Origin of the sequence: Rosenbergiella sp. YN46 (genome assembly GCF_036620675.1) — a bacterium.
Classification (GTDB): Bacteria; Pseudomonadota; Gammaproteobacteria; order Enterobacterales; family Enterobacteriaceae; genus Jejubacter.
Genome location: NZ_JAZHEE010000001.1, coordinates 109,219 through 129,765, shown reverse-complemented (window position 1 = coordinate 129,765; position 20,547 = coordinate 109,219). Strand labels below are relative to the sequence as shown.

The window sequence follows — 20,547 nt, the reverse complement described above, 5'->3', positions numbered from 1 at the left end:
TTACTTCAGGCGTGAAGCGAGGTAGCGCTGATAATCCGGGATCAGGATATCGACGCTGTCGTTAAAGTGCGGCGACTGGATAATAAAGTCGGCGGTGGACAGGTTGGTGGCCACCGGAATATTCCAGACTGTGGCCAGGCGCAGCAGCGCTTTAACGTCGGGGTCGTGAGGCACGGCGTTAAGCGGATCCCAGAAGAAAATCAGCACATCGATTTTACCTTCAGAGATCAGTGCGCCAACCTGCTGGTCGCCCCCCATCGGGCCACTCAACATGGCGTTAACCTCAAGCCCGGTAGCGCGCTGAATCAGGTTCCCGGTGGTGCCGGTTCCATACAGCGTATGGTTAGCCAGCAGCGCCTTATGACGCTCCACCCACTTCATCAGCATATCTTTGCAGTGATCGTGAGCGACCAGGGCGATATGTTTGTGCGGCGCCAGGGTGCGGGTTGTCAGTTCCATATTGTTTTCCTGCTGTGATCGTTGAACTGGCTACAGCTTACTGGAAGCCACTGGTGCTGCAAACGTGTGAAATCAAAAAAGCGCGCGGGCGTGGAGAGCCGGGGCGCGGTGCTTTACACTGATATTTAGTCTAATCGCTTTTAGGAGAGTACGATGACAGACAGCGAAATCAGCCGGATTCTGACACAAACCCGCACTATCGCACTGGTGGGCGCCAGCGATAAACCGGAACGCCCCAGCTATCGGGTGATGAAATACCTGCTAGATCAGGGTTACCACGTTATTCCCGTATCGCCAAAGGTCGCCGGTAAGACGCTGCTGGGCCAGCAAGGCTATGCCAGTCTGGAAGAGATACCGGAAAAGATCGATATGGTGGATGTTTTCCGTAATGCAGAAGCGGCCTGGGGCGTGGCTCAGGAGGCCATCGCCATCGGCGCGAAAACGCTGTGGCTGCAGCTTGGCGTGATTAATGAACAGGCGGCGGTACTGGCCCGGGAGTCGGGGCTGAACGTGGTTATGGATCGCTGTCCGGCGATTGAAATTCCCCGGCTGGGGCTGGCGAAGTAACCTGGCCCCCGGCTGCCAGTACGGCGAGCGGGGGACAGGGGAGGTGGCTAATGCGGTTAGTTACGCAGGCGCGGAGCCTGAAGCTGCTGGCGAATCGAGGCCGCCAGCTCGTCCAGCGTTGGCTGTTCCGGGTGTTCCCGCTGAATTTCGCCGCTAAGCTGCGCTTCGGCCAGGTAGGTGTGTACCGGATGGCCGTCGTCATCTTCCATCACTACGTGATACCAGGGGGCCGCCCGCAGATCGTCGCTAACGGCCAGTTCATCTGCCGATGGCTCATCCAGCGAGTAGACAGGGTCAATGTCGACGATCACGCCAAGATAGCCCAGCAGCGTGTGGCGTACCTGCTGACCAATACCGAATTTGCTGGCAATCATAGTCACCTCCCGGGAAACACATATCTTCCTCGGATATGAGGGCGGCGCTTCCCTTTATCAAGTCACATAAGACGGCAGGCAAATCCTTTCAGATACAGCCCCTCCGGGTAGGAGGCGATCACCGGATGATCGGCCGCCTGACGGAACTGCTCTATAAATTGTACATCACGACCGGCATCGACGGCGGCATCCGCCACAATTTTCTGAAATAAATCGCTGGCCATCAGTCCGGAGCAGGAGAAAGTCAGCAGTATCCCGCCAGGGTTCAGAAGTTGCAGCGCCAGCAGGTTGATATCCTTATAGCCGCGACAGGCGCCGGCGAGCTGGTTTTTGTTTTCGACGAATTTCGGCGGATCCATCACGATAACATCAAAGGTTTCGCCCTGTTCGCGATAGCGGCGCAGCAGCTTAAAGACATCGTCGCGGACAAACTGAGCACGGCTGGGATCCTGCTGGTTTAGCGTGACGTTCTGACGAGCGATGGCCAGGGCTTCTTCCGATGTATCGACGCTGATCACTTCGCGGCAGCCGCCGAGCAGCGCCGAGACGGCAAAGCCGCCGGTATATGAAAAGCAGTTCAGCACCCGTTTGTCCTTCACGTAACGACGGGTGGCGAAACGGCTGTCGCGCTGGTCCAGATAATAACCCGTTTTGTGTCCGGCTTTAATGTCTACCAGCAGCTTCATTCCGTGCTCTTCGATGGTCAGCAGATCCGGGGGCAGTTCGCCGCAGACCGGCCCCTGAGTCAGCGCCATTCCCTCTTTTTTACGCACCGCGACATCGGAACGATCGTAAATGCTGCAGTCGGGATACAGGCTCTGTAGCGCGCTCACCAGCGCCGGGCGCTGGTATTCCGCACCTGCGCAGAGCAGCTGCAGCACCAGAAAATTACCAAAGCGATCGATAGTCACGCCTGGCAGGCCGTCGGATTCACCGGCTATCAGACGGTAGCTATCAAGACCGTCGCGGGCGGCCAGCCAGTCGCGCCACTGTTGGGCTTTTTGCAGACGCCGAATGAAGAAGTCGATATCCACCGCTTCGTTGCGATCGAAGGTCCAGACCCGGGCGCGGATCTGTGAGGCAGGAGACCAGGCGGCCCGGGCCAGCCAGGTGCCTTTATGGTCGACGACATCGACGGTTTCGCCAGGTGAGGCCTTGCCTTCCATCCGGGCGATGGCGCCGGAAAAGACCCATGGATGACGGCGCAGCAGCGATTTCTCGCGCCCTTTGGCTAATACTAAACGTATGCTCATAATAGTATGTCTGGCAGAAAGAAAATGGGCGCCATTCTCCCGAGTTCATCGGGGAATTGCAACGCGTTACATCAGACAACAGGGAGAAATTGCATGTCGATATGTATGATAGCCTGGGTATACGGACGGGTTCAGGGCGTAGGTTTTCGCTATAACACTCAGCGGGAGGCTCGTCGCCTGGGGCTGAGTGGCTATGCGCGTAATCTGGATGACGGCAGTGTGGAAGTGCTGGTCTGCGGCGATAAGGCGCAGGTGGAGCAGCTGATGGCCTGGCTGGAACAGGGCGGGCCGCGCGGCGCCCGGGTGGAGCGGGTGCTGAAAGAGCCCCATACCCCGTCACGGGCATGGGACAGCTTCGATATTCGCTATTAATCCTGAATCAGATGCACTTAACGGGCTTTGGCAGGCCGGCAATTTTTGTGGCCTGCTTTGCCGGCCCTTTAGGGAAAAGGCGATACAGATAACGGCTGTTGCCTTTCTCTTCGCCAAATTTTTTCGCCATGGCTTTGACCAGCATGCGGATGGCGGGGGAGGTATTAAACTCCAGATAAAAGTCGCGCACGAAACGCACCACTTCCCAGTGCTCCGGCGTCAGAGTAATACCTTCGCCCTGAGCGATAACCGGCGCCAGCGCTTCACACCATTCATGACTGTTTTTCAGATAGCCTTCGCTATCGGTTTCAAACTCTTTACCTTCAAATATCAACACGGGATGCTGTCCGTTACTGTCAAACGGCAGCCAGTCTAGCAAATTTCCGGCGTCCCAAAAAACAAAACCCCGCCGGAGCGGGGTCGGAGTGGACAGGGCCAGATACTGCGTTAGTCGCGGCTGGCGAAGCCCAGAATGCTGAGCAGGCTGACAAAGATGTTGTACAGCGAAACATACAGGCTGACGGTGGCGCGAATATAGTTGGTCTCGCCGCCGTGAATGATGTTGCTGGTCTCAAACAGAATCGCGCCGGAAGAGATCAGGATAAACAGCGCGCTGATTGCCAGGTGCAGGGCCGGAATCTGCAGAAACAGGTTCGCGACCATGCCCACCAGAACCACCACGATACCCGCCATCAGCATACCGCCCAGGAAAGACATATCCTTGCGGGTGGTCAGCACGTAGGCTGAACAGCAGAAGAAAACCAGTGCGGTGCCGCCCAGCGCCATGCCGATAATATCGCCCATGCCGGCAGAGAGGTAGCTATTCAGGATTGGCCCAAGGATATAACCCAGGAAGCCGGTAAAAGCGAAAGCTGCCAGAATACCAGAGGGCCTATTCGCCAGGCGATAGGTCAGGAACATCAGGCCGTACATCCCGACCAGCGTCAGGATAAGCCCCGGGGACGGCAGCGCCAGCATGGTGCTGGCTGTTGCGGTCAGCGCCGAGAAGGCCAGGGTTAGCCCCAGAAGAAAATAGGTATTACGCAGCACTTTGTTGGTGCTGAGCAGCGACGCTCTGTCGCGCGAAGAGGTAATGATGCGATCCATTAGTCACTCTCTTTTTATATACAGGTGTAGTAGTGTCTGAGAATAGAGGCGCGGCTGTAAGGGGGGAAGGGGGTTTACCCATCTTTACTCAAAATGTGCGCTTTGTGGCGTCAGGCCGCAGAACGCGCTTTATTACTGATAAATCACTCTTTATTCGCCTGCTATCTGTTTGCATAACGGGAAGCTGACCCGCAGAGTGGTATCACCCTATCTCAGGGGGATACGACCGATATGCTGCTGCATTGCTGAGCTATTTGGTGATATTAGCGGCAAATAAAGCCAGGTTGCTGTTTTTTCGCCCGATCGAACGCATTGAGGCTTTACAGACGACGGGGGGATGTTTATAGTGCGCCTCATTACGGAAGTGTGGCCGAGCGGTTGAAGGCACCGGTCTTGAAAACCGGCGAGGGGAAACCCTCCCAGAGTTCGAATCTCTGCGCTTCCGCCATATAAAACAAGGGGTTGCCGAATGGCAGCCCCTTTTTCGTATGCGCTCTTAGAACGGACTTAGAATTAACGCTTAGAATTACTCCCGGTGAGAGAAGGGCGATCCAGTGTTGGGGAGCGCTTAATTTTTCGGTCATAGACCAGCACCTGGCTTTCAGTTTTGTGGCCGCTGAAAAGCTGCTTATCTCTGCTGCTGCCTTCATAATCTGATATCCCCTTCGCTTTGAGGTCATGGAAGGTACAGTCGAGCGCATACCCCAGAGAAAGGGAAGCTTTCTGTCTCGCCGTCTCCCAGCGGTTGCTAAATCCACGCTTCGTAAAGCCGCTACCGTGGTTTCCCAGAAGTACACATGATTCCGGGTTGTTGGGTGTTGAGAAGCTGTGGGCCAGCTCTACCGCCTGGCGTAGTCGGGGCGTCCATAGCTTAATCTGCTTTGTGCCAGTCTTTCCCTGCTGGATGAAGATCCCCTCATCAGCTACCTGTTTCCATTTCAGGCCCAGAACGTCAGAGAGCCGGGCCGCGCACAGGTAGGCTATTTCCATTGCCACTCTTACGACGTTATCAGCGACCAGATAAATCGCCTCATATTCTTTATCGGTGATATACCTGTCGCGTGCCTCCGATTTAAATTTGCTTACCCCCTGGCATGGGTTACCTTTCACATATCCCCTTTCATATCCCCACCGATAAACGCGGGACATACTGCTCATTTCATGGTTGGCCTGGGTTTTACTTTGGAGTCCACGGCGATCCATAAATTTTCTGACATCTTCCGGTTTTATTTTATCTGCCTGAACCTTCCCAAAAACCACCAGTAGTTTTTTCTGGTGCTGTAGGTAGTCCTTTTGAGTTCGGGGCTTTAATTCCAGGTAGTACGCACTTTTAAGGAACATATCCCATAACCGGGAGAAGGACATAACGTTAGCCTGTTCCGATAATAGAGCCTCATATTTAGCCCACAGTTGAGAAATAGGCATAGTTACCGGGCCAATGGTGATGCATTCTTTCGATGTTGGTTTGTAGTAATAGCTGTATTTGTTTTTATAAACGCGGGGAGGGAGTTTATTATCCTCCGGGTTTTTTCTACGTCTGGTCATAATCAGATAGCGTCAAAGTTTGGGCGGTCTTCTTCCTCAGCGACCGACTGACGAACACCAGTCAGGGCTGCGTTAACATGCGTCCAGGTGACGCGGGGGCGGCCATCCCGACGTCGAATAAACGAGATGCCGGCCCGGGTCAGAGCCGCACATTGTTTCGACGGGAATACATAGCCGGTCAGTTCAGTCAGTTCCTCGTCGGTCAGCAGGTCGTTCATAGTCTTTCCCCATCATTCGGGCTATAGCGTCGTCGGTCTCACGACATGCCCGCTCTATATCCGAGCTGGTCAGGCTCGCTTTTCTAACGCTGGCCGAAAGTCGGCCAATTTTGATATCGAAATCGGAGAGCAGAAGCTCCCCTGGTTGCCATCGCTGCATTGCTGTACCTCGCTGGTGGGTGAGGGAACAATGTAGCGATGGCGGCGGTTTATTTCTGATTACGCGTAATCAGGTTTTCGGGCGGAGAAAAGGCGGCTTTCTCACGCGTCAGCTTAACGGCCGGTGGCATATGCATACCCAGTTCGCAGCGACTGCGGGCCTCAATGATGCCGTTCGTACCGTCCGGCAAAATGACGTGTACCGCATCACCGCGGCGGAGTGACAATTTGAGCATAATCACCTCACCGCCAGGCTACGTTCGCCGATCTCAATGTGAGCGCCCGGGACGTCCACGCCGTTTTCAAGAGCTTCTTTGATAGCCTTCTTATCCGGTGCTACCTGCGTCTGAACAGTAACCAGTTCATCAGGAAGAGCATCGACATCATCGATCACGACGCTGGCGGATCCTTTGCGCGCCGTGAACGTGTTTTTAGCGGTCTTAAGCTTGTCCTGACCGGATGCAAGCAGACACTGCAGAACGTAGCCACGCAGTGATTTAGCTTTGCCGTCGAATGACTTCTTACGCGCCGCCAGACGTTTGGCTTCTTCGTCGCAGGTCTTCGCCAGCCCCTCAATATTGCGGACGTGGGAATATACAGCGTCGAGCTTGTCGGCCAGCTCGCCGCCCAGACCTTCCAGAGTATCGGCTACCATTTCCGGCGTCAGGTCGTCTGAGGTCTCCAGCAGCTCCTGCAGCGCTGCAAAGTCGTTAGCTAATGCGATAGCGGTAGTCATGCGGTTTTCTCCTCTGCGGCTTTCAGGGCGGCTGTGCGCTCATCTTTGATGGTGGTCAGGCGGCGAAGACGGCCAGCCAGGTAACGGGCATGTTCGGTATCGCCTTTAGCCTCTGCAGCTTTGCGGTGAGTCTCCACTTCACGGGCGATCTGGCTGTATACCTTTGTTGCTTCATTAACGGTGATCGCGCCTTCGAGGGTTTTAGCAACCCGGGCCAGCTTATCGTCCAGTTCCTGGCGTAACCGGGTGACATCTTCGGCTTTATCGCTTGCGTTGCGGATCTCGAATTCCGTTTTGTTCTCTGCCTTGTATTCCTCGCTGTCATACCAGCCAAGGTAAATATCAGCGGAGAAGCCAAGGAGTGATAGCGCTTTCTTAATCGCGTCAGTGAGGCTCTTTTTCATGGCTTCACTATCGGCAATGATGCGGCCGTTACCGCTTTTATAAAGGTATTTAGTGGCGCCATACGCTTCTACCGTGCCGCGTGTCTCGCCATTCCGGTACCAGAACTCGATCTTCATCGAATGGTTTTGTTCAAAAATCAACGTACCGTCACCGTCGCGCAACAAAACGTTACGGGAAAATTTCCCTTTATCGTCGTATACGGCTTCTGACATGGGAGCACCCGGGAGCAACTTCTCTTCTAGCACTTCATAACCCCACCCTGCACCAACAGGGCCGAAAAGCTCGGTTGCGCGCATAAACATGTATTCAGCGTTGATAGACGTGCCAGAAAATCCCCCGGCATCCAGTGGCTTGGTGTATTGCGGATCTGTGCGCATGACCCGGCGCCAGATATTTAGGTTCTCCTGTTCAGGCTCAGGCTTCTCAGACAGTGCTTTTTCTACGCTGCTGGCGCGTTGCTGGAAGTCGTCACCGCCGACCTGGCGCGCCAGCGCTTCGGCATTATCCGCGAGCGCCTTAGCTTTTTCGCTGAGCGGCTCTTCTGCATAGACGCCATACCCCATGTTGTTAAGGGTTTCGCGTGCCTGTTTCGCCTGGTCGTCGGTTACAGTCTCCTGCTCCTGCTCCTGCTCCTGCGTTGGTGCTGGTGCCGACGCTGGCGCGGCCACTTCCGTTTTTTCGCCCTGATTTGAGGGGGATTCTTCGGTTTCTTCCCTGATACCGTTCTCTGCCAGCCATGAATCGATATACCGACGCAGGGAATCAGGGAAACGATACGTATCGGATGCCGGCGCATTCTGGATAACCCCGAAAATGCTGGCGCGGTCATATTTCAGGATCGCTTCAGTAGTGCGCAGTGCCATAGACCAGCGTTTAAAATCCTCGCGATCAGCGCTGATGATGTCCTTTGCTGCGGCCAGGACTCTGGCCGTTACTGGTTCTGATTCGTTGACAGGGATCAGCGCCAGCGCAACTTCCTGATCCAGGGTTGCATAGGTGTGGGAGTAGCTGCGCGGCGCCGACGGTTTACGCTGTGCCTGGGCCGCTGCCGGCGTAACGAGGGAGTCACGGTCGCTGGGGTTGTCTACCCACTTTTTAGCAAACTGGTATATCTCGGCCTGGCCCGGCAGCTGGTTATCGAAGTTGCTATAGATACCTTGAATCAGGTTATTCAGCCCGTCGATATGCATGTGAGCAACGGACGGAATCTCAGTCATCACATTGAGAATGTTGCGGTTAAAGAGATCCTCGTCGTCTTTATTGCACTCGTCGCCATTGTCGAGGTTATCGAGATAATCCCGGGTCTGAGAGAGCAGGGCGCTATCCAGTTCAGCATTACTGAACAGGAGAACGAAGGCGAAACGCTCGCGCGCCGGGAGCTTCATAATGTTGAGATCACCAGATTCCGGGCTGGTTTCCTGCTGCTGATCCGCATTATCGATCCACTGCTCACCGTTGAAGCTATGAGACTCGGCGAACTGTTCATCGAACGCGCCGACAGTGGGGTGCTGCTGGCCGTCGGCAACTTCCCAGACTTTGGGCTTAAAATAGTCGTCGCCGTGGGCGGGGTAGTGCTGCCACAACATCCCGGTAGCGATCCCCTCCGCCGCTTTCTTGTTAGGTGCTTCGACCGCTGCTGCCAGTGGCTTCGCCCCCTTTTTGATTGAGCCCTTCTTGGGCTCCAGGAAAACGTTGAAAATGGTCATTGTTGGTCTTTCCTCTGTGGTTAAAAGGCGCCGTTCTGGCGCCAGTGGTCAAAACTTGTTGCGCGCTACGGTACGCACCTGGTCGCAGTACCAGCAGTAAAGCTCGATCTGACGCCGGGCCAGGGTATCGGGCGTTGCCATCATGACGGCCATCAGTAGGCGATCCCGAACCTCCGGCGCCTCGCCATCGATCCAGGTGAATACCTCCACGGCTTCGTCGGTATAACCGAGTGTGGCGGCCGCTTCGAATTCGTCGCGCCGTTCGGCGGCATGGGCCTCATCGCTGATCAGGTCTTCGCGCATGATGTCGGTATCCATACGGGCACCTCAGTAGGGAATTTCGTCTTCGTCCACGGGGGTATGATCGATGCACAACAGCTGCTGTATCTGGTCGTCGATAGCGGCCACCGCTGCGTCGGTCGTTTGTTGAATTGCCGCCTTTTTGTCGCGCAGAGAGGTTACCTGGCGTTCAATGAGATCGAATGGTTCAGGCTCAGTAAAGGGGATGGTGATCTGCCTGGTTTCCAGCAATATAAAGTCCTTAAAACCTTGTGACATGTCACAGGCTGCGACTAAATATTTTTCGGTAGAATATGATCTGTTATCAAGGTGGATATACAGCGTAACGGGGATCTGTAGCGCTTCCATAGCGACTCCTGATTTCGTATACTCAGGGCTGATCGATAGCCCTTCGGGTTGTTGGTCTTTCCTCGCCGCAGGGTTGGTCCCCTGTGGCACTCTCCGGGAAGGTTTGGTCGCCTACCCGGGTAAAGAAACCCACTTCGGTGGGTTTTTTTACGTCTAATGGTTGCCGGTTACGTTATCCGGCGTCGCCCAGGTTGGTCAGACTGGGCGACCGTTCCAGCGACTTCTGGCTGTTGGTATGGTCTTTCCTCACCACTCTTTCCCGCTGTGGCCGCGTAATTTTTCCGGGATTTTTTGGCACGCCCGGCCGTGCTATCTTTGCTATCTCCACAACAGCAAAGAGGTTTTTACTCATGGAAAATGAATACACTCCAAATCCACGTGATATAGCAACTCAACTCATCATTTCCGGTATCCTGGCCGCGATGTCACCTGAGCAAAGAGCGTCAGCGTTATCAATGACGGAAAAACTGCTAAATGCTTTTGTCAGTCCAGCAGGTGACGAAAGCGATGAAATTAAAGAGTTTGCTCGTTATGTTGAGATTGAAACTTACAAAATGCTTCGTGGATTGCGTCTTCAACACGAAAATGAATCTCATTAATCCGTAACTTGCTACGGGTAAGCTGCGTTTCTATCTCGCCTCTCAGGCTCTTCACGTCATTGATGAGCCTTTTTTCTTGTGTACCTGTCATGGGTCACCTCACTGTTCGTCTTCCCGAACTGCCAGAACGTTTCTGAACAATCGCCGCGTGGTTAGTGCGTCGTTGATGGGATGAATTTAGACAAATCTAACTTTTCAGTCAATTAAAAAGTTAGACAAAACGAACAAAAAAGACAAAAAAACACATAACACATTGATAGTAAGAGTTATTTATTTTTCTTTCTGGCTTTCAACAGCTCTTCGAAAAGACGATTGAATCCATCGACTTTTTCTCTTAGCTCGTCAAGATGGCGCTCTTTTTCAGATTCGGGAAGGGATGAAAAGAGCTCTACAAGCTCTTTTTCCTGTGGGTCTAACTCTCGTGGAAGTGCTTCTGGTGTACCGGGCTCACTACCTTCGTCACCATAGAGAATCCAGGTGGGGGAACATTGTAAAGAATTGCTAAGTGAAAACAGATTCTTTCCTCCTGGCTCACTATCCCCTGTTTCCCACTGGGAAATGGTGACGTGTGAAACCTTAACCAGCTTTGCAAGAGCACGCTGGGTGAGTTTAAGTTCTTTTCTTCGCGCTCTAATGCGCTCACCTGGAATTGTCATAGTTAGGGAATTCTAAATTTTCTTGACTTCGCTATCCTGAACAAATAAATTGTTAGGAAAATCTAACAATGGAGGTGTTCATGTTAACGTCAGAAGCAATAAAACATTTTGGCAGTAAGCGTAAATTAGCAGAGGCTGCCGGCGTAAAAACTCCAACTGTGTATGCATGGGGAGAGCTTGTACCAGAAGGGCGTGCCGCTCGTTTGTCCATAATCACAGACGGGGAATTAAAGTATGACCCGGATGTTTATAAGTGCCGAAATCATGCATTCCATGGCGTAGGTTAATGCAAGGTTAGATAAAAATCTGATTACGCATAATCAGGTTTTCAGGTTTAGCGACAGGAGACGCGACCATGGATAAAAACATCAACGATCTGAAGCGAGAAGTCATGAACTGGGCAGTCGAAGCAGGGCAGGAGCATGTCGCAATCGAGATTACGAGAATGTGGTTTCGCATGGGTGGCAATCGCGGTTCTGTGAAGCTTCACGCTATGGAAGACGCAGCCGGGAACGCAGACTGGCGCGCCATCAACAATAACCGGCAGCAGATTTTCCGCTGGCTCCGAAGCGAGACCAAAGCGGCCCGCTCTAAAGTGCAGGCGCTTGCCAGCGCGATGGAAGCAGCTTTGCCAGCAGAGCGATACGCGCGCCTGGGGATGACGACCCAGTACCTGATTTGCGTGGCGATACGTGAGTTTGCGGCGGCGATAATTGCTTTGCTGCTCGATGCCAGAGATCGCCCCCAGAGGGTGGCCCAAGCCTTGCAGGCCATAGCCGAAACTCAGCGCCTGACCAGCGTATGTGAGTAAGACCGAACCACCAGAGGAAAGACCAACATGCAAACCGAAACCCGCATTACGTGGCGGAACGGCTTCCGCCTGAACAATCGGCCAGTGATGGCAGCAGATATTCGCCCAATTTTCGAAGAGCGCCGGACAGCGGCGATCTGGGAGCACTACGAACAGCTTAAAGCTGAGCTGCGTACCGAGAACCTAGACGCGGACGCATACCAGGCTGCTTGCTTGCGCATCGCTGACGCGCTGGGGATCTGATTATGAGATCATCACCAACAGATGCGGTAACAGCTATTGGCCGACTGAATATAACCGGGAATGTGATCCCGTCCAACTGGTGGCGCCATGTGGCGCTGCCAAGTGGTAAGCCCGATTGTACGGCGATTGTGTTGCTGTCGGAAATCGTTTACTGGTACCGACCAGCAGAGGTTCGCGACGAGCAAACCGGTGCCGTAATCGAGTATCGCAAGCGTTTTCATGGTGACAAGCTACAGCGCAGCTATCAGGCATTCGCTGACCAGTTCGGATTCTCCAAGCGGGAAGCCACCGACGCACTGAAACGCCTTCGTGATGCTGGTCTGGTGACGCTTGAGCTTCGTACCGTTCAGACTGATGCAGGTCTTACACTGAGCAATGTGCTGTATGTGGAGCCAGTAGTGAGCCGCATCACTGAGATTACCACCACCGTTTTAATGGAACAGGAGGTACGTGAAAATGTAACCCCTCCTACGTTTAAACGTAACACCCTCCTACGTTCTGACGTAACCACTGATACGCCGAAAAGTGAGACGTATACAGAGACTACTACAGAGAATACACATACAGAGATTAAAACCAATACGCAGGCTGACGCCAGCGTTAGTGGAAAGCGTAAAAAACACACTTTTGACCCAATGGAACTCAGACCTGAAAACGTCAGTGTTGATGTCTGGGGCGAATGGATAAAACACCGTCGGGATAAAAAACAGCCACTGACAGAAACGTCTTGTCGCCGTCAGGCTAAATCTCTGGAAAGCCATCCGGTGCCGGACGAGGTAATCATCAAATCCATAACCTGTGGCTGGACAGGTCTTTTCCCAGAAAAAGTTTCCGCTGCCAGTAATCACCGGCGGCAGCAAACAGACACGTCAGAGGATCTGAACAGGCGCAAATTCGAAGCGCGGGTAAGCTGGAAAATTAATGATCGGAAGGCAGAAAATGAATAAAGAAATTGAGAAAGACATTGCAGAAATATTATTGACCAAATGCGGCGTCAAGAAGCGTTTTCAGAAGGTGTCACTTTCCAGCTTTACAGCGATAAATCCAAAGGCTCAGGAATGTCAGGATTTATGTCACCAGTTTGTTGAAGGCTGGGAGTCAGTAAATAAAACCGGTACTAATCTTGTACTTTGTGGGAAACCCGGAACTGGTAAAACGCACCTGGCTATTGCTGTTATGCGTGAATTGGTTGAGCGATATGAGGCGGAAGTTTATCACACCACCGTACAGCGAATGATCCGGGCTATCCGTGATACCTGGCGAGATGGCGCTCAACGAACAGAATATGATGTTCTGGGTTTTTATTGTGGGCTTGATTTGCTCGTTATTGATGAAATTGGGCTTCAGAACGGAACCGAATCAGAACGCCTTATTCTTTCTGAAATTATTAATGAACGATATGAGAATATGCGGCCGACTATTTTCATAAGCAATTTCACCGCTGAAGAGATTGAAAATTTTCTTGGATATCGCTGCATGGATAGAATTATGGAAAGTGCTGCGACATTGGGATTTGACTGGGAAAGCTATCGGGGTAAAGCATGACACCGCAGGAACTGGAAACCTTTGTACTGAGCGGATTGCTCAACGGCGGCGCCACACCGGACGCCTTCGACGTTATCGCTACCACCCCGGAAGAAGCGTTCTCTGTCGGCTTCTACCGTCGCACCTTTGCCGAGATAAAAAAACAGGCGCTGGCCGACGGCCTGATCGACATGATGATGATTAGCGAGGCCCTGGGCGGTAACAGCCTGGCGGATATCGCGGAGTTGATGCGCGCCCCAGGTACGGTACCAAACCTGAAGGGCTACGCGGGAAAGATGGTCAAAGCGTGGTTTAGTCGGAAAGTGGCTAAATTGCTACAGGATAGCGCTGATGAAATTCGTGATGCGATAAATCAGGAGCAGCGGGATAATGTTGTCGAAAAGGCGGTAGCACAACTGATTGATGTTACCGCTGATGCCGGATCAGTCCAGCCGATTATTGCCAGAGAATTACTGGATCGGTACATCGATATTTTTGGTAAGCGCCTAGAAGGAGATGAACAGGTGAAAAATTTAAAAACTGATATTGAGGAACTGGATGCAGCGTTGGGAGGAATTAACCAGCAGGATCTTGTCGTCATCGCTGGTCGCCCTGGTTCAGGGAAAACGGAATTTGCTCTAAAGGTGGTTGATGGTGTTACTCGAACCGGCGGTGGTGCGCTGATATTCAGTATGGAAATGGCAGCATCACAGATTATTGAGAGAACTATCGCTGGCGTGGCAAATATGTCGGTATCTCGCCTGCGAAACCCAGTTGATTTTGATGATGAGGCGTGGGCCAGATTTAGCACTGCCACAGAAGATTTAATGGGGCGTGATATTTGGGTTGTTGATGCAACGGATCTTACGGTTGAACAAATACGCGCTATTGCTGAAACCCATAAACGAAGATACCCACATTTATCAATGATCATGGTTGATTATCTGGGATTGGTGAAAAAACCAAAATCGGAACGTAACGATTTGGCCGTCGCGCATATTTCCCGCAGCCTGAAAACTATGGCTATGAGGTTACATACTCCAGTATTTGCGTTAAGCCAGCTATCTCGATCTGTGGATTCTCGCCCGGCTGGTAGCCGTCGCCCGGTGATGTCAGATCTGCGCGATTCCGGCTCCATCGAACAGGACGCTGATAGCATTCTGTTTCTGTACCGCGATGAAGTTTATAACCCTGATAGCCCAGCGGCTGGTATTGCCGAAGTGATTCTGGGGAAAAGTCGGTTTAGCGCTGCGGGGAAAGTGATTTACCAGCAGTTCAAAAACGGCCACTTCATGCCGATCGACCAAGCCGTGGCCCAGGAAAAAGCCCGAATGCAGAGCGCTGCACAGCAGCCGCCGAAGCGAGAACGGCGTTACAGCACCGAGAAATTTTAATCAGCGCCTGACCAGCGCGTTAACTACAGAGGAAAGACCAACAATGACCAATGATGTGACTTACCCGAACCGTGCAAACCTGAACGATGATGGCCGTGATTACACCTCTCTGATTATCTGGCGGATGAACGCTGGCGCTCGGGCGCGTAGCCGGGCCTGCTTCTTGCCACCTCCCGTTCCTCCTGTTGTGGCTAAACCACAGCAATATAAAAAAACAGCGACCCGGTCATCAAAAAGAAAAGGACGGTGAAGAATGGCCGGGCAATCGGACTACCTCCCGCCCGGCCTGCCGTTCAATCGTGCCAAATGGCCGCAGGAATGCCAGTTGAAAGAGCATTACGACATGCGCGCATGCGCCTTAGTCCGCAGACTCTTCGAGAAGCAGATAACCCGCGGCGCCATCCTGGCGCAGATTGACCGCACGCCGGAGACATACCGGGAGTTTTTTAGAGATCGACTGAATTACTGGAGAGGGGAGAAGGAAAAATGCAGGAAAGAGGGAGGTGCCGCGTAATGGCAATGACGGCCGCAGAGCGCAAGGCAGCACAGCGGGCGCGGCTGGCCAGGGAGGGCCAGCGCAAAATAGAACTGCATCTGGATGCCCAGGAACTGGAAATGCTGGAGCGGAACCGTGCCGCCCGGCGCCCTGGCCGTGAACCGTATGATGTCGCGGAGTATATCGCAATGCTGATACGTCAGGACGATGCACGGGCGCGAATGCATATTCGATCGATCAGCCGTAGGCGCTGCGGTCGGTGTGGCGACCCATTACCCGTAAGCGAATGCCCGTTGGACAGTGAAAGCCAGTGCTGGGTAAATCGTGGCTGGCATGAGATAAAACTCAAGCTGTGACATGTCACATGGAGCGAAAGCCGCCTAATGGCGGTTTTCTTTTATAAACAGAGGGTTAAAAATTAATCACGCAGTGCCTTTCGCATAAAATGCTCTTAAAAGTTTGCATCATTGGTTGGCTGGGAGTATATATACTGTATGAATGTACAGTTACCCGAAAGGAGGGACTATGCGTATTGAAGTGATGATCGACAGGTCTAAGAAGCTCCCGAATGGTGCTATACCTGCCCTGGAACAAGAGCTAAAACGCCGACTGGATTCCCGCTACGATGAAACCTGCTCTTTGACAATACGCCGCGCCGGATCTGATGGGCTATTCGTATTTGGTGCAAACGACGACACCAAAAAAGATATCGAGGAGCTGCTCCAGGAGACCTGGGAAAGCGCCGACGACTGGTTTTTTTAACCACACCTCATTTTAATGATTTATATAACGCCAAACGGCTGCAGGAAGCGCAGCTGTAGAGGTGTATTTGTATTCACGGCCAGAGGGGGTAAAACAGTGGCGGAATATTCAGATGTTATTGACTATTTACCCCGGGATGGCCGTGTAGTCGTGCAATGCAAAGATGGTCACGTCGTAAATGTGCGTAAGGTTTACCCTGACGAGCACATAGCATCATTTAACGCATTGATTGAACTGGCAAAACTGGCCGGATATTCTGTTGTATCGCCAGACGGCAATAAGCTATAATTAAGTGGCTGGCCTGAACAACCAGCTTTTAATTCTGAACAATTGCTGCGCTAACGGGGGAACCAATGGCGCAGTATTCTTTTATCAAATCACAGGGCGGGATATTAGTCCCCGCGACGCCTGACGCACAGGAGTTTATTGAAACTAAGGTGCGGCTGGGCGATGTCATTTATGCCGATTTCAAGAAGGCGCGGAATGCGGCATTCCATCGCAAATTCTTCTCTTTGCTGGGGCTGGGATTCAATTACTGGACGCCGGGCGGCGGTGCTATTTCTCCTGCGGACAAAACGCTGGTTAATGGCTTCGTTAAGTGGATCGCATACCACACCGGGCATGAAGGGGTACTGGATGAGCTGGCGACCCAGTATCTGGATGATACCGCGCAGAAGCGCGCCGGTAATATCAGCGCCGTAAAATCGTTTGAGGCGTTCCGCGCCTGGGCGACTATCCAGGCTGGGTTCTATATTCAGCACCGGATGCCGGATGGCAGCATACGCCAGGAGCCGAGATCGATCTCATTCGCAAAAATGGATGATGTCGAATTCTCCGAGCTCTATAAATCCGTCCTGGACGTTCTCTGGAACTACATCCTTTACCGTACCTTCCCAACCCAGCAGGCAGCCGAGAACGCTGCCGCGCAGCTAATGAGTTACGCCGCATGAAGAGAGACCTCCGTAAAGCGGCGCGCGGCCGCGAATGTACTGTGCGCATTCCGGGAATTTGCTGTTTCAACCCTGATACCAGCGTACTGGCGCATTATCGCATGTCAGATACCTGCGGCACAGGCTGCAAACCCAATGACCAGCAGGCGGCCATTGCCTGCAACTGCTGTCACGATGCCATCGACGGCAGGATTAAAACCGACTATTCCCGCGAGGAACTGCGCCTGATGCACGCAGAGGGTGTTTTCCGCACCCAGAAGGTCTGGAGAGAGGAGGGATTACTGTGAGCTATCGGCTGATATATGCGGATCCGCCCTGGACGTACCGGGATAAATGCAGAGGTGGCGAGCGTGGTGCTGGCTTTAAATATCCAACGATGACCGTCGCGGATATATGCCGCCTCCCCGTCTGGGAACTGGCTGACTCTGAATCATGCCTGCTGGCTATGTGGTGGGTACCGACTCAGCCGGTTGAGGCGCTGAAAGTGGTGGAGGCCTGGGGGTTCCGGTTTATGACCATGAAGGGCTTCACCTGGCACAAAACGAACCCCAAAAAGGGAAATTCTGCGCTGGGAATGGGGCATATGACGCGGGCCAATTCGGAAGACTGCCTGTTTGCCGTTCGTGGCCGTTTGCCAGAACGTGTTGATGCGTCCATTTGCCAGCATGTTACAGCACCACGCGGGCGCCATAGCGCCAAACCGGAAGAGATTCGCGACAGTCTGGTGGCGTTACTGGGAGATGTTCCGCGCATTGAGCTATTCGCCCGCAGCAGTGCCCCAGGCTGGGACTGTTGGGGAAATGAATGTAACAGCAGTGTCGATCTGCGAGTCGGCGAAGCGATTAAACGCGAGGTGGAAAATGCGTGATATGTATGAGGTCCTGGATCGCTGGGGCGCATGGGCTGCAGATGAACATAGCGGCGTTGACTGGCAGCCTATAGCGGCAGGTTTTAAAGGCGTTCTGCCTTACGGTAAAAAGTCGCGTCTACAATGTGATGATGATGAAGGCATTATGATTGATGGGTGCGTGGGGCGATTAAAGCAGTATAAGCCGGAAGAGTATGAACTTCTCATTGCTCATTTTGTTATCGGAATTTCTCTGCGTACTATAGCGAAGAAACGGAAGTGTTCAGATGGGACTATAAGAAAGGATCTGCAGACAGCTCTTGGGTTTATTGATGCAGTCCTTTATATGCTCAAGGAGTAAGGTAACGGCCTGAAGACCGTTACCCAAATAGATAGCTATGTGCATAAGGTGTTAGGAGGAAATAGAATTTAAATGTTAAATAAAGCCCTGTTGTAACAAATAACCCGAGAAAAACGAAAACAGCTTTTTGTGCTAATAATCTCATCGATAAACTATTGAACGTGCCATTTATATCTGTATATATGGCACTGTAATTATTTTTAGCTTGTTTTTTTTTGTGTTTTAGTTCGTCCGAGATGGCAGATAATGTTTGCCATTGATTAAATAATACAAATACAATCATCGTTGTAAAAAATATGGCGCCTAGTAATATAGCTGTATTGATTAATGCTTGCGAATCCCATTTTACAGTTTGTTTCATTTGTGTTGCAACAATTATTGTTGCAACAGGTATTCCCAATATTTGGTTTTGTATGTCGCTGAAAACCTTATGAATTTTACCCATCTCTTCAATTTTTGCCACTCGTAGCTGATCCAGAATTTTTTCATAAGAGAACCCGGAAACAAAGACTTTATAACCTTTCTGAAAACTATCAAGTAATTGTGGTAATTCACTTAAGAGGAATGGGAATGATCTTTCTTTTGTTTTTGATTCACATATGGATTTAATACTATTGGCAAGAATTGTTAGTTTTTGCTCTTTGTGTGTATCTTCAGCGAAATTAGCTATAATATTATTAACCAATTCGTCGTCAATTAATTCAAGCTCTGCTGATGAATATAATGTTGGTATTTTAAGTACATTTGAATCTACAAAGATTAGTTCAAAATTAGTTTCGTCAAGATAAGCCGAAGACTCTTTGAATAAAGATATTAATTGCAACACCTTTCGATATTTTTTTATTATAGATGGAGAGTTTTTATCTCTATTATAATAATTAATGTCTACAATAAAAAAATTGTTTGCTTCTTTTGTTCTATTCTTTGCGTTTTTTAAATAATCATCGAAAGTACGATGAAATTGCCCCAATCGTATTCTTGGTGGTTTTATATTCAAAGTTAGAGAAGAACCAACTTCTATATGACCCGATTCGACAGTGATGCCAAAATCTTGCGGGAGCTCTATGATATCAGAAACGATACTACAGAGCTCCTCTGTCGTAATGGTGAGTGTGGCTCCAGATGTGTTTTCTTCAAAGCTGGCAGCCTTATATAATTCCACTAAGTCTTTGAAATTTCTTTCTTTATTGCTGCTCATCCTCTTCACCTAACTCTGCCAAAATCTCATCCCTAAGGTTATCTGGGATCTCAGTAAGTATCAATTTATTATTATCCTGGTCGTACCACACACTTCCATCATGTAATGCTGCGCGTTCAAATTTAAGGGTCCAATTCCTTGATTTACCTTTAAAGCTCACTAGGCTTCTGATTATATTTCCATCTGGTACAAAGCCATCAGAGAATTGTATTTCTTCGTTTGTTAATTTGTTTAGTAGTAATTCAGGATCTGCTGGCCACAACTCATTTGCGAACTCTTGCGAATCGAATTGATGGCCATCTTTGTTCATTTGGCGTAGTTTATCATGAGCACGGTTAAGGAACTCTTCCCTAGCTTCAGGCTCGAATCCCCTTTCAGTAGCGAACTGTAATAATATATCCCTTAGTTTTGTTGTTTCTTGCTTTGCGAATAAAATATCATCACAACCAAGGAATTTTTTAAAATAACCAGCAACAGAGTTTTGGCCTTTTAAAAAACTAATGTATCGTTCTTTGCCATTCTGCCAGCCAGAAAGATCAATTCTTCCAGCTACACGAAGCTTAGCGATATCTAAGTATTCACTTGATCGTATATCAAAGTCCTGAACAGTTGATCCAACGGCAGAAGTTAAGATGGCTACAAACATGAAGTGATGGTTATTAACTTCAGTATGAGCAATGATAACAAAGCCACCAGTAGCCATTTGCTCAGCATCGGCACGTGCTCGTAAATGGTTTATCATTCGAATACTGGTATTATAAAAGTCTTCTTCACTTGATACATAATAATCTTCAATGATAGAGCCCATAGGGAAGTTGTCTCTATCTTCTTCAAAACGACCATAACCCTTACCAGCCCTCCCCGAGTAGCGCTGTGTAAGGTCTCCAATCAATCGTTTACAGGCATTTTGTACTGGTTTCTCATCGGGGCTGGGAACTATCGTAGCATTTTCGTGTTGTTCTTTGTTCATAATGTGAACAATGAAATGATGTGTAGTAATTTCATTTTGTTCAGACATTCGCCGATCCTTACCTATAGCCATGACATCTATGTGAGTACGGCGAAGATAATACTAGAAAAAAGCTAACGCGTACGCAAAAACTGTCGTACTCTGTTAAGAGTGATTACTACGTCACATCGCTTAATCATCGAAACCC

Annotated in this window: 31 protein-coding genes and 1 tRNA gene; 17 read left to right on the top strand and 15 right to left on the bottom strand. The window is 50.9% G+C overall.

Features of this window, described 5'->3' with window-relative positions; genetic code table 11:
- Positions 1-459, bottom strand: a complete 459-nt coding sequence (gene mgsA, locus V3W49_RS00670) for a methylglyoxal synthase (RefSeq protein WP_500142993.1) — start codon at positions 457-459, stop codon at positions 1-3.
- A gap of 153 nt (positions 460-612) precedes the next feature.
- Here mgsA and V3W49_RS00665 point away from each other — a divergent pair, with 153 nt between their 5' ends.
- Positions 613-1,026 carry a CoA-binding protein gene (locus V3W49_RS00665; protein WP_500142992.1) on the top strand — a complete coding sequence of 138 codons (414 nt, stop codon included), beginning with the start codon at positions 613-615 and terminating at the stop codon, positions 1,024-1,026.
- Between the two features lie 56 nt (positions 1,027-1,082).
- On the opposite strand, the gene hspQ is transcribed toward V3W49_RS00665, so the two are convergent.
- Together hspQ and rlmI are read right to left on the bottom strand one after the other, a co-directional pair.
- Positions 1,083-1,400: a heat shock protein HspQ gene (hspQ, locus tag V3W49_RS00660; protein WP_500142991.1), complete on the bottom strand. Its 318-nt coding sequence runs from the start codon at positions 1,398-1,400 to the stop codon at positions 1,083-1,085.
- 62 nt (positions 1,401-1,462) lie between these two features.
- Positions 1,463-2,653 carry a 23S rRNA (cytosine(1962)-C(5))-methyltransferase RlmI gene (gene rlmI / locus V3W49_RS00655; RefSeq protein WP_500142990.1) on the bottom strand — a complete coding sequence of 397 codons (1,191 nt, stop codon included), beginning with the start codon at positions 2,651-2,653 and terminating at the stop codon, positions 1,463-1,465.
- A 93-nt stretch (positions 2,654-2,746) separates the two neighbouring features.
- On the opposite strand from rlmI, the gene yccX reads away from it, so the two are divergent.
- Complete coding sequence (gene yccX / locus V3W49_RS00650) at positions 2,747-3,025, top strand: acylphosphatase (RefSeq protein WP_500142989.1); 279 nt, start codon at positions 2,747-2,749, stop codon at positions 3,023-3,025.
- Between the two features lie 7 nt (positions 3,026-3,032).
- On the opposite strand, the gene tusE is transcribed toward yccX, so the two are convergent.
- A complete protein-coding gene (gene tusE / locus V3W49_RS00645; protein WP_500142987.1) occupies positions 3,033-3,362 on the bottom strand; it encodes a sulfurtransferase TusE in 330 nt (109 codons plus the stop codon).
- A gap of 110 nt (positions 3,363-3,472) precedes the next feature.
- Entirely contained in the window at positions 3,473-4,132 is a 660-nt protein-coding gene (gene yccA, locus V3W49_RS00640; protein ID WP_500142986.1) for an FtsH protease modulator YccA, read from the bottom strand.
- Between the two features lie 360 nt (positions 4,133-4,492).
- Here yccA and V3W49_RS00635 point away from each other — a divergent pair.
- Positions 4,493-4,580: transfer RNA gene (locus tag V3W49_RS00635), tRNA-Ser, on the top strand.
- A 65-nt stretch (positions 4,581-4,645) separates the two neighbouring features.
- On the opposite strand, the gene V3W49_RS00630 is transcribed toward V3W49_RS00635, so the two are convergent.
- The 7 genes from V3W49_RS00630 to V3W49_RS00600 form a co-directional block, all read right to left on the bottom strand.
- Positions 4,646-5,677, bottom strand: coding sequence for a tyrosine-type recombinase/integrase (locus V3W49_RS00630; protein ID WP_500142984.1), 1,032 nt, complete (start codon positions 5,675-5,677; stop codon positions 4,646-4,648).
- Positions 5,678-5,679: 2 nt separating this feature from the next.
- The gene (locus V3W49_RS00625) at positions 5,680-5,895 is read right to left on the bottom strand and encodes a DUF4224 domain-containing protein (RefSeq protein WP_500142983.1); all 216 of its coding nucleotides are present in this window, start codon (positions 5,893-5,895) and stop codon (positions 5,680-5,682) included.
- Positions 5,896-6,104: 209 nt separating this feature from the next.
- Positions 6,105-6,290 (bottom strand): hypothetical protein, encoded by a 186-nt coding sequence (locus V3W49_RS00620; protein ID WP_500142982.1) that lies wholly within the window; start codon positions 6,288-6,290, stop codon positions 6,105-6,107.
- A gap of 2 nt (positions 6,291-6,292) precedes the next feature.
- Positions 6,293-6,790 (bottom strand): siphovirus Gp157 family protein, encoded by a 498-nt coding sequence (locus V3W49_RS00615; RefSeq protein ID WP_138096746.1) that lies wholly within the window; start codon positions 6,788-6,790, stop codon positions 6,293-6,295.
- Entirely contained in the window at positions 6,787-8,901 is a 2,115-nt protein-coding gene (locus V3W49_RS00610; RefSeq protein WP_500142981.1) for a RecE-related exodeoxyribonuclease, read from the bottom strand. The genes V3W49_RS00615 and V3W49_RS00610 overlap by 4 nt, the downstream gene beginning before the upstream one ends.
- Before the next feature lie 48 nt (positions 8,902-8,949).
- Positions 8,950-9,219: a hypothetical protein gene (locus V3W49_RS00605; RefSeq protein WP_500142980.1), complete on the bottom strand. Its 270-nt coding sequence runs from the start codon at positions 9,217-9,219 to the stop codon at positions 8,950-8,952.
- A gap of 9 nt (positions 9,220-9,228) precedes the next feature.
- Entirely contained in the window at positions 9,229-9,549 is a 321-nt protein-coding gene (locus tag V3W49_RS00600; protein ID WP_500142979.1) for a hypothetical protein, read from the bottom strand.
- Between the two features lie 191 nt (positions 9,550-9,740).
- Here V3W49_RS00600 and V3W49_RS00595 point away from each other — a divergent pair, with 191 nt between their 5' ends.
- Positions 9,741-10,148 (top strand): hypothetical protein, encoded by a 408-nt coding sequence (locus tag V3W49_RS00595; RefSeq protein WP_500142977.1) that lies wholly within the window; start codon positions 9,741-9,743, stop codon positions 10,146-10,148.
- A gap of 266 nt (positions 10,149-10,414) precedes the next feature.
- Here V3W49_RS00595 and V3W49_RS00590 read toward each other — a convergent pair whose 3' ends face one another.
- On the bottom strand, positions 10,415-10,804 hold the full coding sequence (locus V3W49_RS00590) for a helix-turn-helix domain-containing protein (RefSeq protein WP_500142975.1): 390 nt from the start codon (positions 10,802-10,804) through the stop codon (positions 10,415-10,417).
- A gap of 80 nt (positions 10,805-10,884) precedes the next feature.
- Here V3W49_RS00590 and V3W49_RS00585 point away from each other — a divergent pair, with 80 nt between their 5' ends.
- From V3W49_RS00585 to V3W49_RS00525, 13 genes are all read left to right on the top strand, one after another.
- A complete protein-coding gene (locus tag V3W49_RS00585; RefSeq protein ID WP_500142973.1) occupies positions 10,885-11,091 on the top strand; it encodes a Cro/CI family transcriptional regulator in 207 nt (68 codons plus the stop codon).
- A gap of 68 nt (positions 11,092-11,159) precedes the next feature.
- Positions 11,160-11,615: a toxin YdaT family protein gene (locus V3W49_RS00580; protein ID WP_500142972.1), complete on the top strand. Its 456-nt coding sequence runs from the start codon at positions 11,160-11,162 to the stop codon at positions 11,613-11,615.
- Between the two features lie 27 nt (positions 11,616-11,642).
- Entirely contained in the window at positions 11,643-11,858 is a 216-nt protein-coding gene (locus V3W49_RS00575; protein WP_500142970.1) for a hypothetical protein, read from the top strand.
- 2 nt (positions 11,859-11,860) lie between these two features.
- Positions 11,861-12,805, top strand: coding sequence for a phage replication initiator YdaU family protein (locus V3W49_RS00570; RefSeq protein ID WP_500142969.1), 945 nt, complete (start codon positions 11,861-11,863; stop codon positions 12,803-12,805).
- On the top strand, positions 12,798-13,403 hold the full coding sequence (locus V3W49_RS00565; RefSeq protein WP_500142967.1) for an ATP-binding protein: 606 nt from the start codon (positions 12,798-12,800) through the stop codon (positions 13,401-13,403). Before V3W49_RS00570 ends, V3W49_RS00565 begins: the two co-directional genes overlap by 8 nt.
- Positions 13,400-14,776, top strand: coding sequence for a replicative DNA helicase (locus tag V3W49_RS00560; RefSeq protein WP_500142966.1), 1,377 nt, complete (start codon positions 13,400-13,402; stop codon positions 14,774-14,776). Before V3W49_RS00565 ends, V3W49_RS00560 begins: the two co-directional genes overlap by 4 nt.
- A gap of 253 nt (positions 14,777-15,029) precedes the next feature.
- Positions 15,030-15,290, top strand: coding sequence for a hypothetical protein (locus tag V3W49_RS00555; RefSeq protein WP_500142964.1), 261 nt, complete (start codon positions 15,030-15,032; stop codon positions 15,288-15,290).
- Positions 15,290-15,628 carry a hypothetical protein gene (locus tag V3W49_RS00550; protein WP_500142963.1) on the top strand — a complete coding sequence of 113 codons (339 nt, stop codon included), beginning with the start codon at positions 15,290-15,292 and terminating at the stop codon, positions 15,626-15,628. The genes V3W49_RS00555 and V3W49_RS00550 overlap by 1 nt, the downstream gene beginning before the upstream one ends.
- 169 nt (positions 15,629-15,797) lie before the next feature.
- Positions 15,798-16,034: a DinI-like family protein gene (locus tag V3W49_RS00545; protein ID WP_500142961.1), complete on the top strand. Its 237-nt coding sequence runs from the start codon at positions 15,798-15,800 to the stop codon at positions 16,032-16,034.
- Positions 16,035-16,387: 353 nt separating this feature from the next.
- A complete protein-coding gene (locus V3W49_RS00540) occupies positions 16,388-16,984 on the top strand; it encodes a DUF1367 family protein (protein WP_500142959.1) in 597 nt (198 codons plus the stop codon).
- Positions 16,981-17,271, top strand: coding sequence for a DUF1364 domain-containing protein (locus tag V3W49_RS00535; RefSeq protein WP_500142958.1), 291 nt, complete (start codon positions 16,981-16,983; stop codon positions 17,269-17,271). Before V3W49_RS00540 ends, V3W49_RS00535 begins: the two co-directional genes overlap by 4 nt.
- Positions 17,268-17,852 (top strand): MT-A70 family methyltransferase, encoded by a 585-nt coding sequence (locus V3W49_RS00530; protein WP_500142956.1) that lies wholly within the window; start codon positions 17,268-17,270, stop codon positions 17,850-17,852. The genes V3W49_RS00535 and V3W49_RS00530 overlap by 4 nt, the downstream gene beginning before the upstream one ends.
- Positions 17,845-18,192, top strand: a complete 348-nt coding sequence (locus V3W49_RS00525; protein WP_500142954.1) for an antiterminator Q family protein — start codon at positions 17,845-17,847, stop codon at positions 18,190-18,192. The genes V3W49_RS00530 and V3W49_RS00525 overlap by 8 nt, the downstream gene beginning before the upstream one ends.
- Before the next feature lie 19 nt (positions 18,193-18,211).
- On the opposite strand, the gene V3W49_RS00520 is transcribed toward V3W49_RS00525, so the two are convergent.
- Both V3W49_RS00520 and V3W49_RS00515 read right to left on the bottom strand, forming a co-directional pair.
- Positions 18,212-19,390: a hypothetical protein gene (locus tag V3W49_RS00520; protein WP_500142952.1), complete on the bottom strand. Its 1,179-nt coding sequence runs from the start codon at positions 19,388-19,390 to the stop codon at positions 18,212-18,214.
- Positions 19,377-20,408 carry a nucleoid-associated protein gene (locus V3W49_RS00515; protein ID WP_500142951.1) on the bottom strand — a complete coding sequence of 344 codons (1,032 nt, stop codon included), beginning with the start codon at positions 20,406-20,408 and terminating at the stop codon, positions 19,377-19,379. Before V3W49_RS00515 ends, V3W49_RS00520 begins: the two co-directional genes overlap by 14 nt.
- Positions 20,409-20,547 lie beyond the last annotated feature (139 nt).

Excerpts from the sequence above, each read along its gene's own strand:
- mgsA (WP_500142993.1), bottom strand. The coding sequence starts at position 459 with ATGGAACTGACAACCCGCACCCTGGCGCCGCACAAACATATCGCCCTG.
- V3W49_RS00665 (WP_500142992.1), top strand. The coding sequence starts at position 613 with ATGACAGACAGCGAAATCAGCCGGATTCTGACACAAACCCGCACTATC.
- hspQ (WP_500142991.1), bottom strand. The coding sequence starts at position 1,400 with ATGATTGCCAGCAAATTCGGTATTGGTCAGCAGGTACGCCACACGCTG.
- rlmI (WP_500142990.1), bottom strand. The coding sequence starts at position 2,653 with ATGAGCATACGTTTAGTATTAGCCAAAGGGCGCGAGAAATCGCTGCTG.
- yccX (WP_500142989.1), top strand. The coding sequence starts at position 2,747 with ATGTCGATATGTATGATAGCCTGGGTATACGGACGGGTTCAGGGCGTA.
- yccA (WP_500142986.1), bottom strand. The coding sequence starts at position 4,132 with ATGGATCGCATCATTACCTCTTCGCGCGACAGAGCGTCGCTGCTCAGC.
- V3W49_RS00630 (WP_500142984.1), bottom strand. The coding sequence starts at position 5,677 with ATGACCAGACGTAGAAAAAACCCGGAGGATAATAAACTCCCTCCCCGC.
- V3W49_RS00625 (WP_500142983.1), bottom strand. The coding sequence starts at position 5,895 with ATGAACGACCTGCTGACCGACGAGGAACTGACTGAACTGACCGGCTAT.
- V3W49_RS00620 (WP_500142982.1), bottom strand. The coding sequence starts at position 6,290 with ATGCTCAAATTGTCACTCCGCCGCGGTGATGCGGTACACGTCATTTTG.
- V3W49_RS00615 (WP_138096746.1), bottom strand. The coding sequence starts at position 6,790 with ATGACTACCGCTATCGCATTAGCTAACGACTTTGCAGCGCTGCAGGAG.
- V3W49_RS00610 (WP_500142981.1), bottom strand. The coding sequence starts at position 8,901 with ATGACCATTTTCAACGTTTTCCTGGAGCCCAAGAAGGGCTCAATCAAA.
- V3W49_RS00605 (WP_500142980.1), bottom strand. The coding sequence starts at position 9,219 with ATGGATACCGACATCATGCGCGAAGACCTGATCAGCGATGAGGCCCAT.
- V3W49_RS00600 (WP_500142979.1), bottom strand. The coding sequence starts at position 9,549 with ATGGAAGCGCTACAGATCCCCGTTACGCTGTATATCCACCTTGATAAC.
- V3W49_RS00590 (WP_500142975.1), bottom strand. The coding sequence starts at position 10,804 with ATGACAATTCCAGGTGAGCGCATTAGAGCGCGAAGAAAAGAACTTAAA.
- V3W49_RS00585 (WP_500142973.1), top strand. The coding sequence starts at position 10,885 with ATGTTAACGTCAGAAGCAATAAAACATTTTGGCAGTAAGCGTAAATTA.
- V3W49_RS00580 (WP_500142972.1), top strand. The coding sequence starts at position 11,160 with ATGGATAAAAACATCAACGATCTGAAGCGAGAAGTCATGAACTGGGCA.
- V3W49_RS00575 (WP_500142970.1), top strand. The coding sequence starts at position 11,643 with ATGCAAACCGAAACCCGCATTACGTGGCGGAACGGCTTCCGCCTGAAC.
- V3W49_RS00570 (WP_500142969.1), top strand. The coding sequence starts at position 11,861 with ATGAGATCATCACCAACAGATGCGGTAACAGCTATTGGCCGACTGAAT.
- V3W49_RS00565 (WP_500142967.1), top strand. The coding sequence starts at position 12,798 with ATGAATAAAGAAATTGAGAAAGACATTGCAGAAATATTATTGACCAAA.
- V3W49_RS00560 (WP_500142966.1), top strand. The coding sequence starts at position 13,400 with ATGACACCGCAGGAACTGGAAACCTTTGTACTGAGCGGATTGCTCAAC.
- V3W49_RS00555 (WP_500142964.1), top strand. The coding sequence starts at position 15,030 with ATGGCCGGGCAATCGGACTACCTCCCGCCCGGCCTGCCGTTCAATCGT.
- V3W49_RS00550 (WP_500142963.1), top strand. The coding sequence starts at position 15,290 with ATGGCAATGACGGCCGCAGAGCGCAAGGCAGCACAGCGGGCGCGGCTG.
- V3W49_RS00545 (WP_500142961.1), top strand. The coding sequence starts at position 15,798 with ATGCGTATTGAAGTGATGATCGACAGGTCTAAGAAGCTCCCGAATGGT.
- V3W49_RS00540 (WP_500142959.1), top strand. The coding sequence starts at position 16,388 with ATGGCGCAGTATTCTTTTATCAAATCACAGGGCGGGATATTAGTCCCC.
- V3W49_RS00535 (WP_500142958.1), top strand. The coding sequence starts at position 16,981 with ATGAAGAGAGACCTCCGTAAAGCGGCGCGCGGCCGCGAATGTACTGTG.
- V3W49_RS00525 (WP_500142954.1), top strand. The coding sequence starts at position 17,845 with ATGCGTGATATGTATGAGGTCCTGGATCGCTGGGGCGCATGGGCTGCA.
- V3W49_RS00520 (WP_500142952.1), bottom strand. The coding sequence starts at position 19,390 with ATGAGCAGCAATAAAGAAAGAAATTTCAAAGACTTAGTGGAATTATAT.
- V3W49_RS00515 (WP_500142951.1), bottom strand. The coding sequence starts at position 20,408 with ATGTCTGAACAAAATGAAATTACTACACATCATTTCATTGTTCACATT.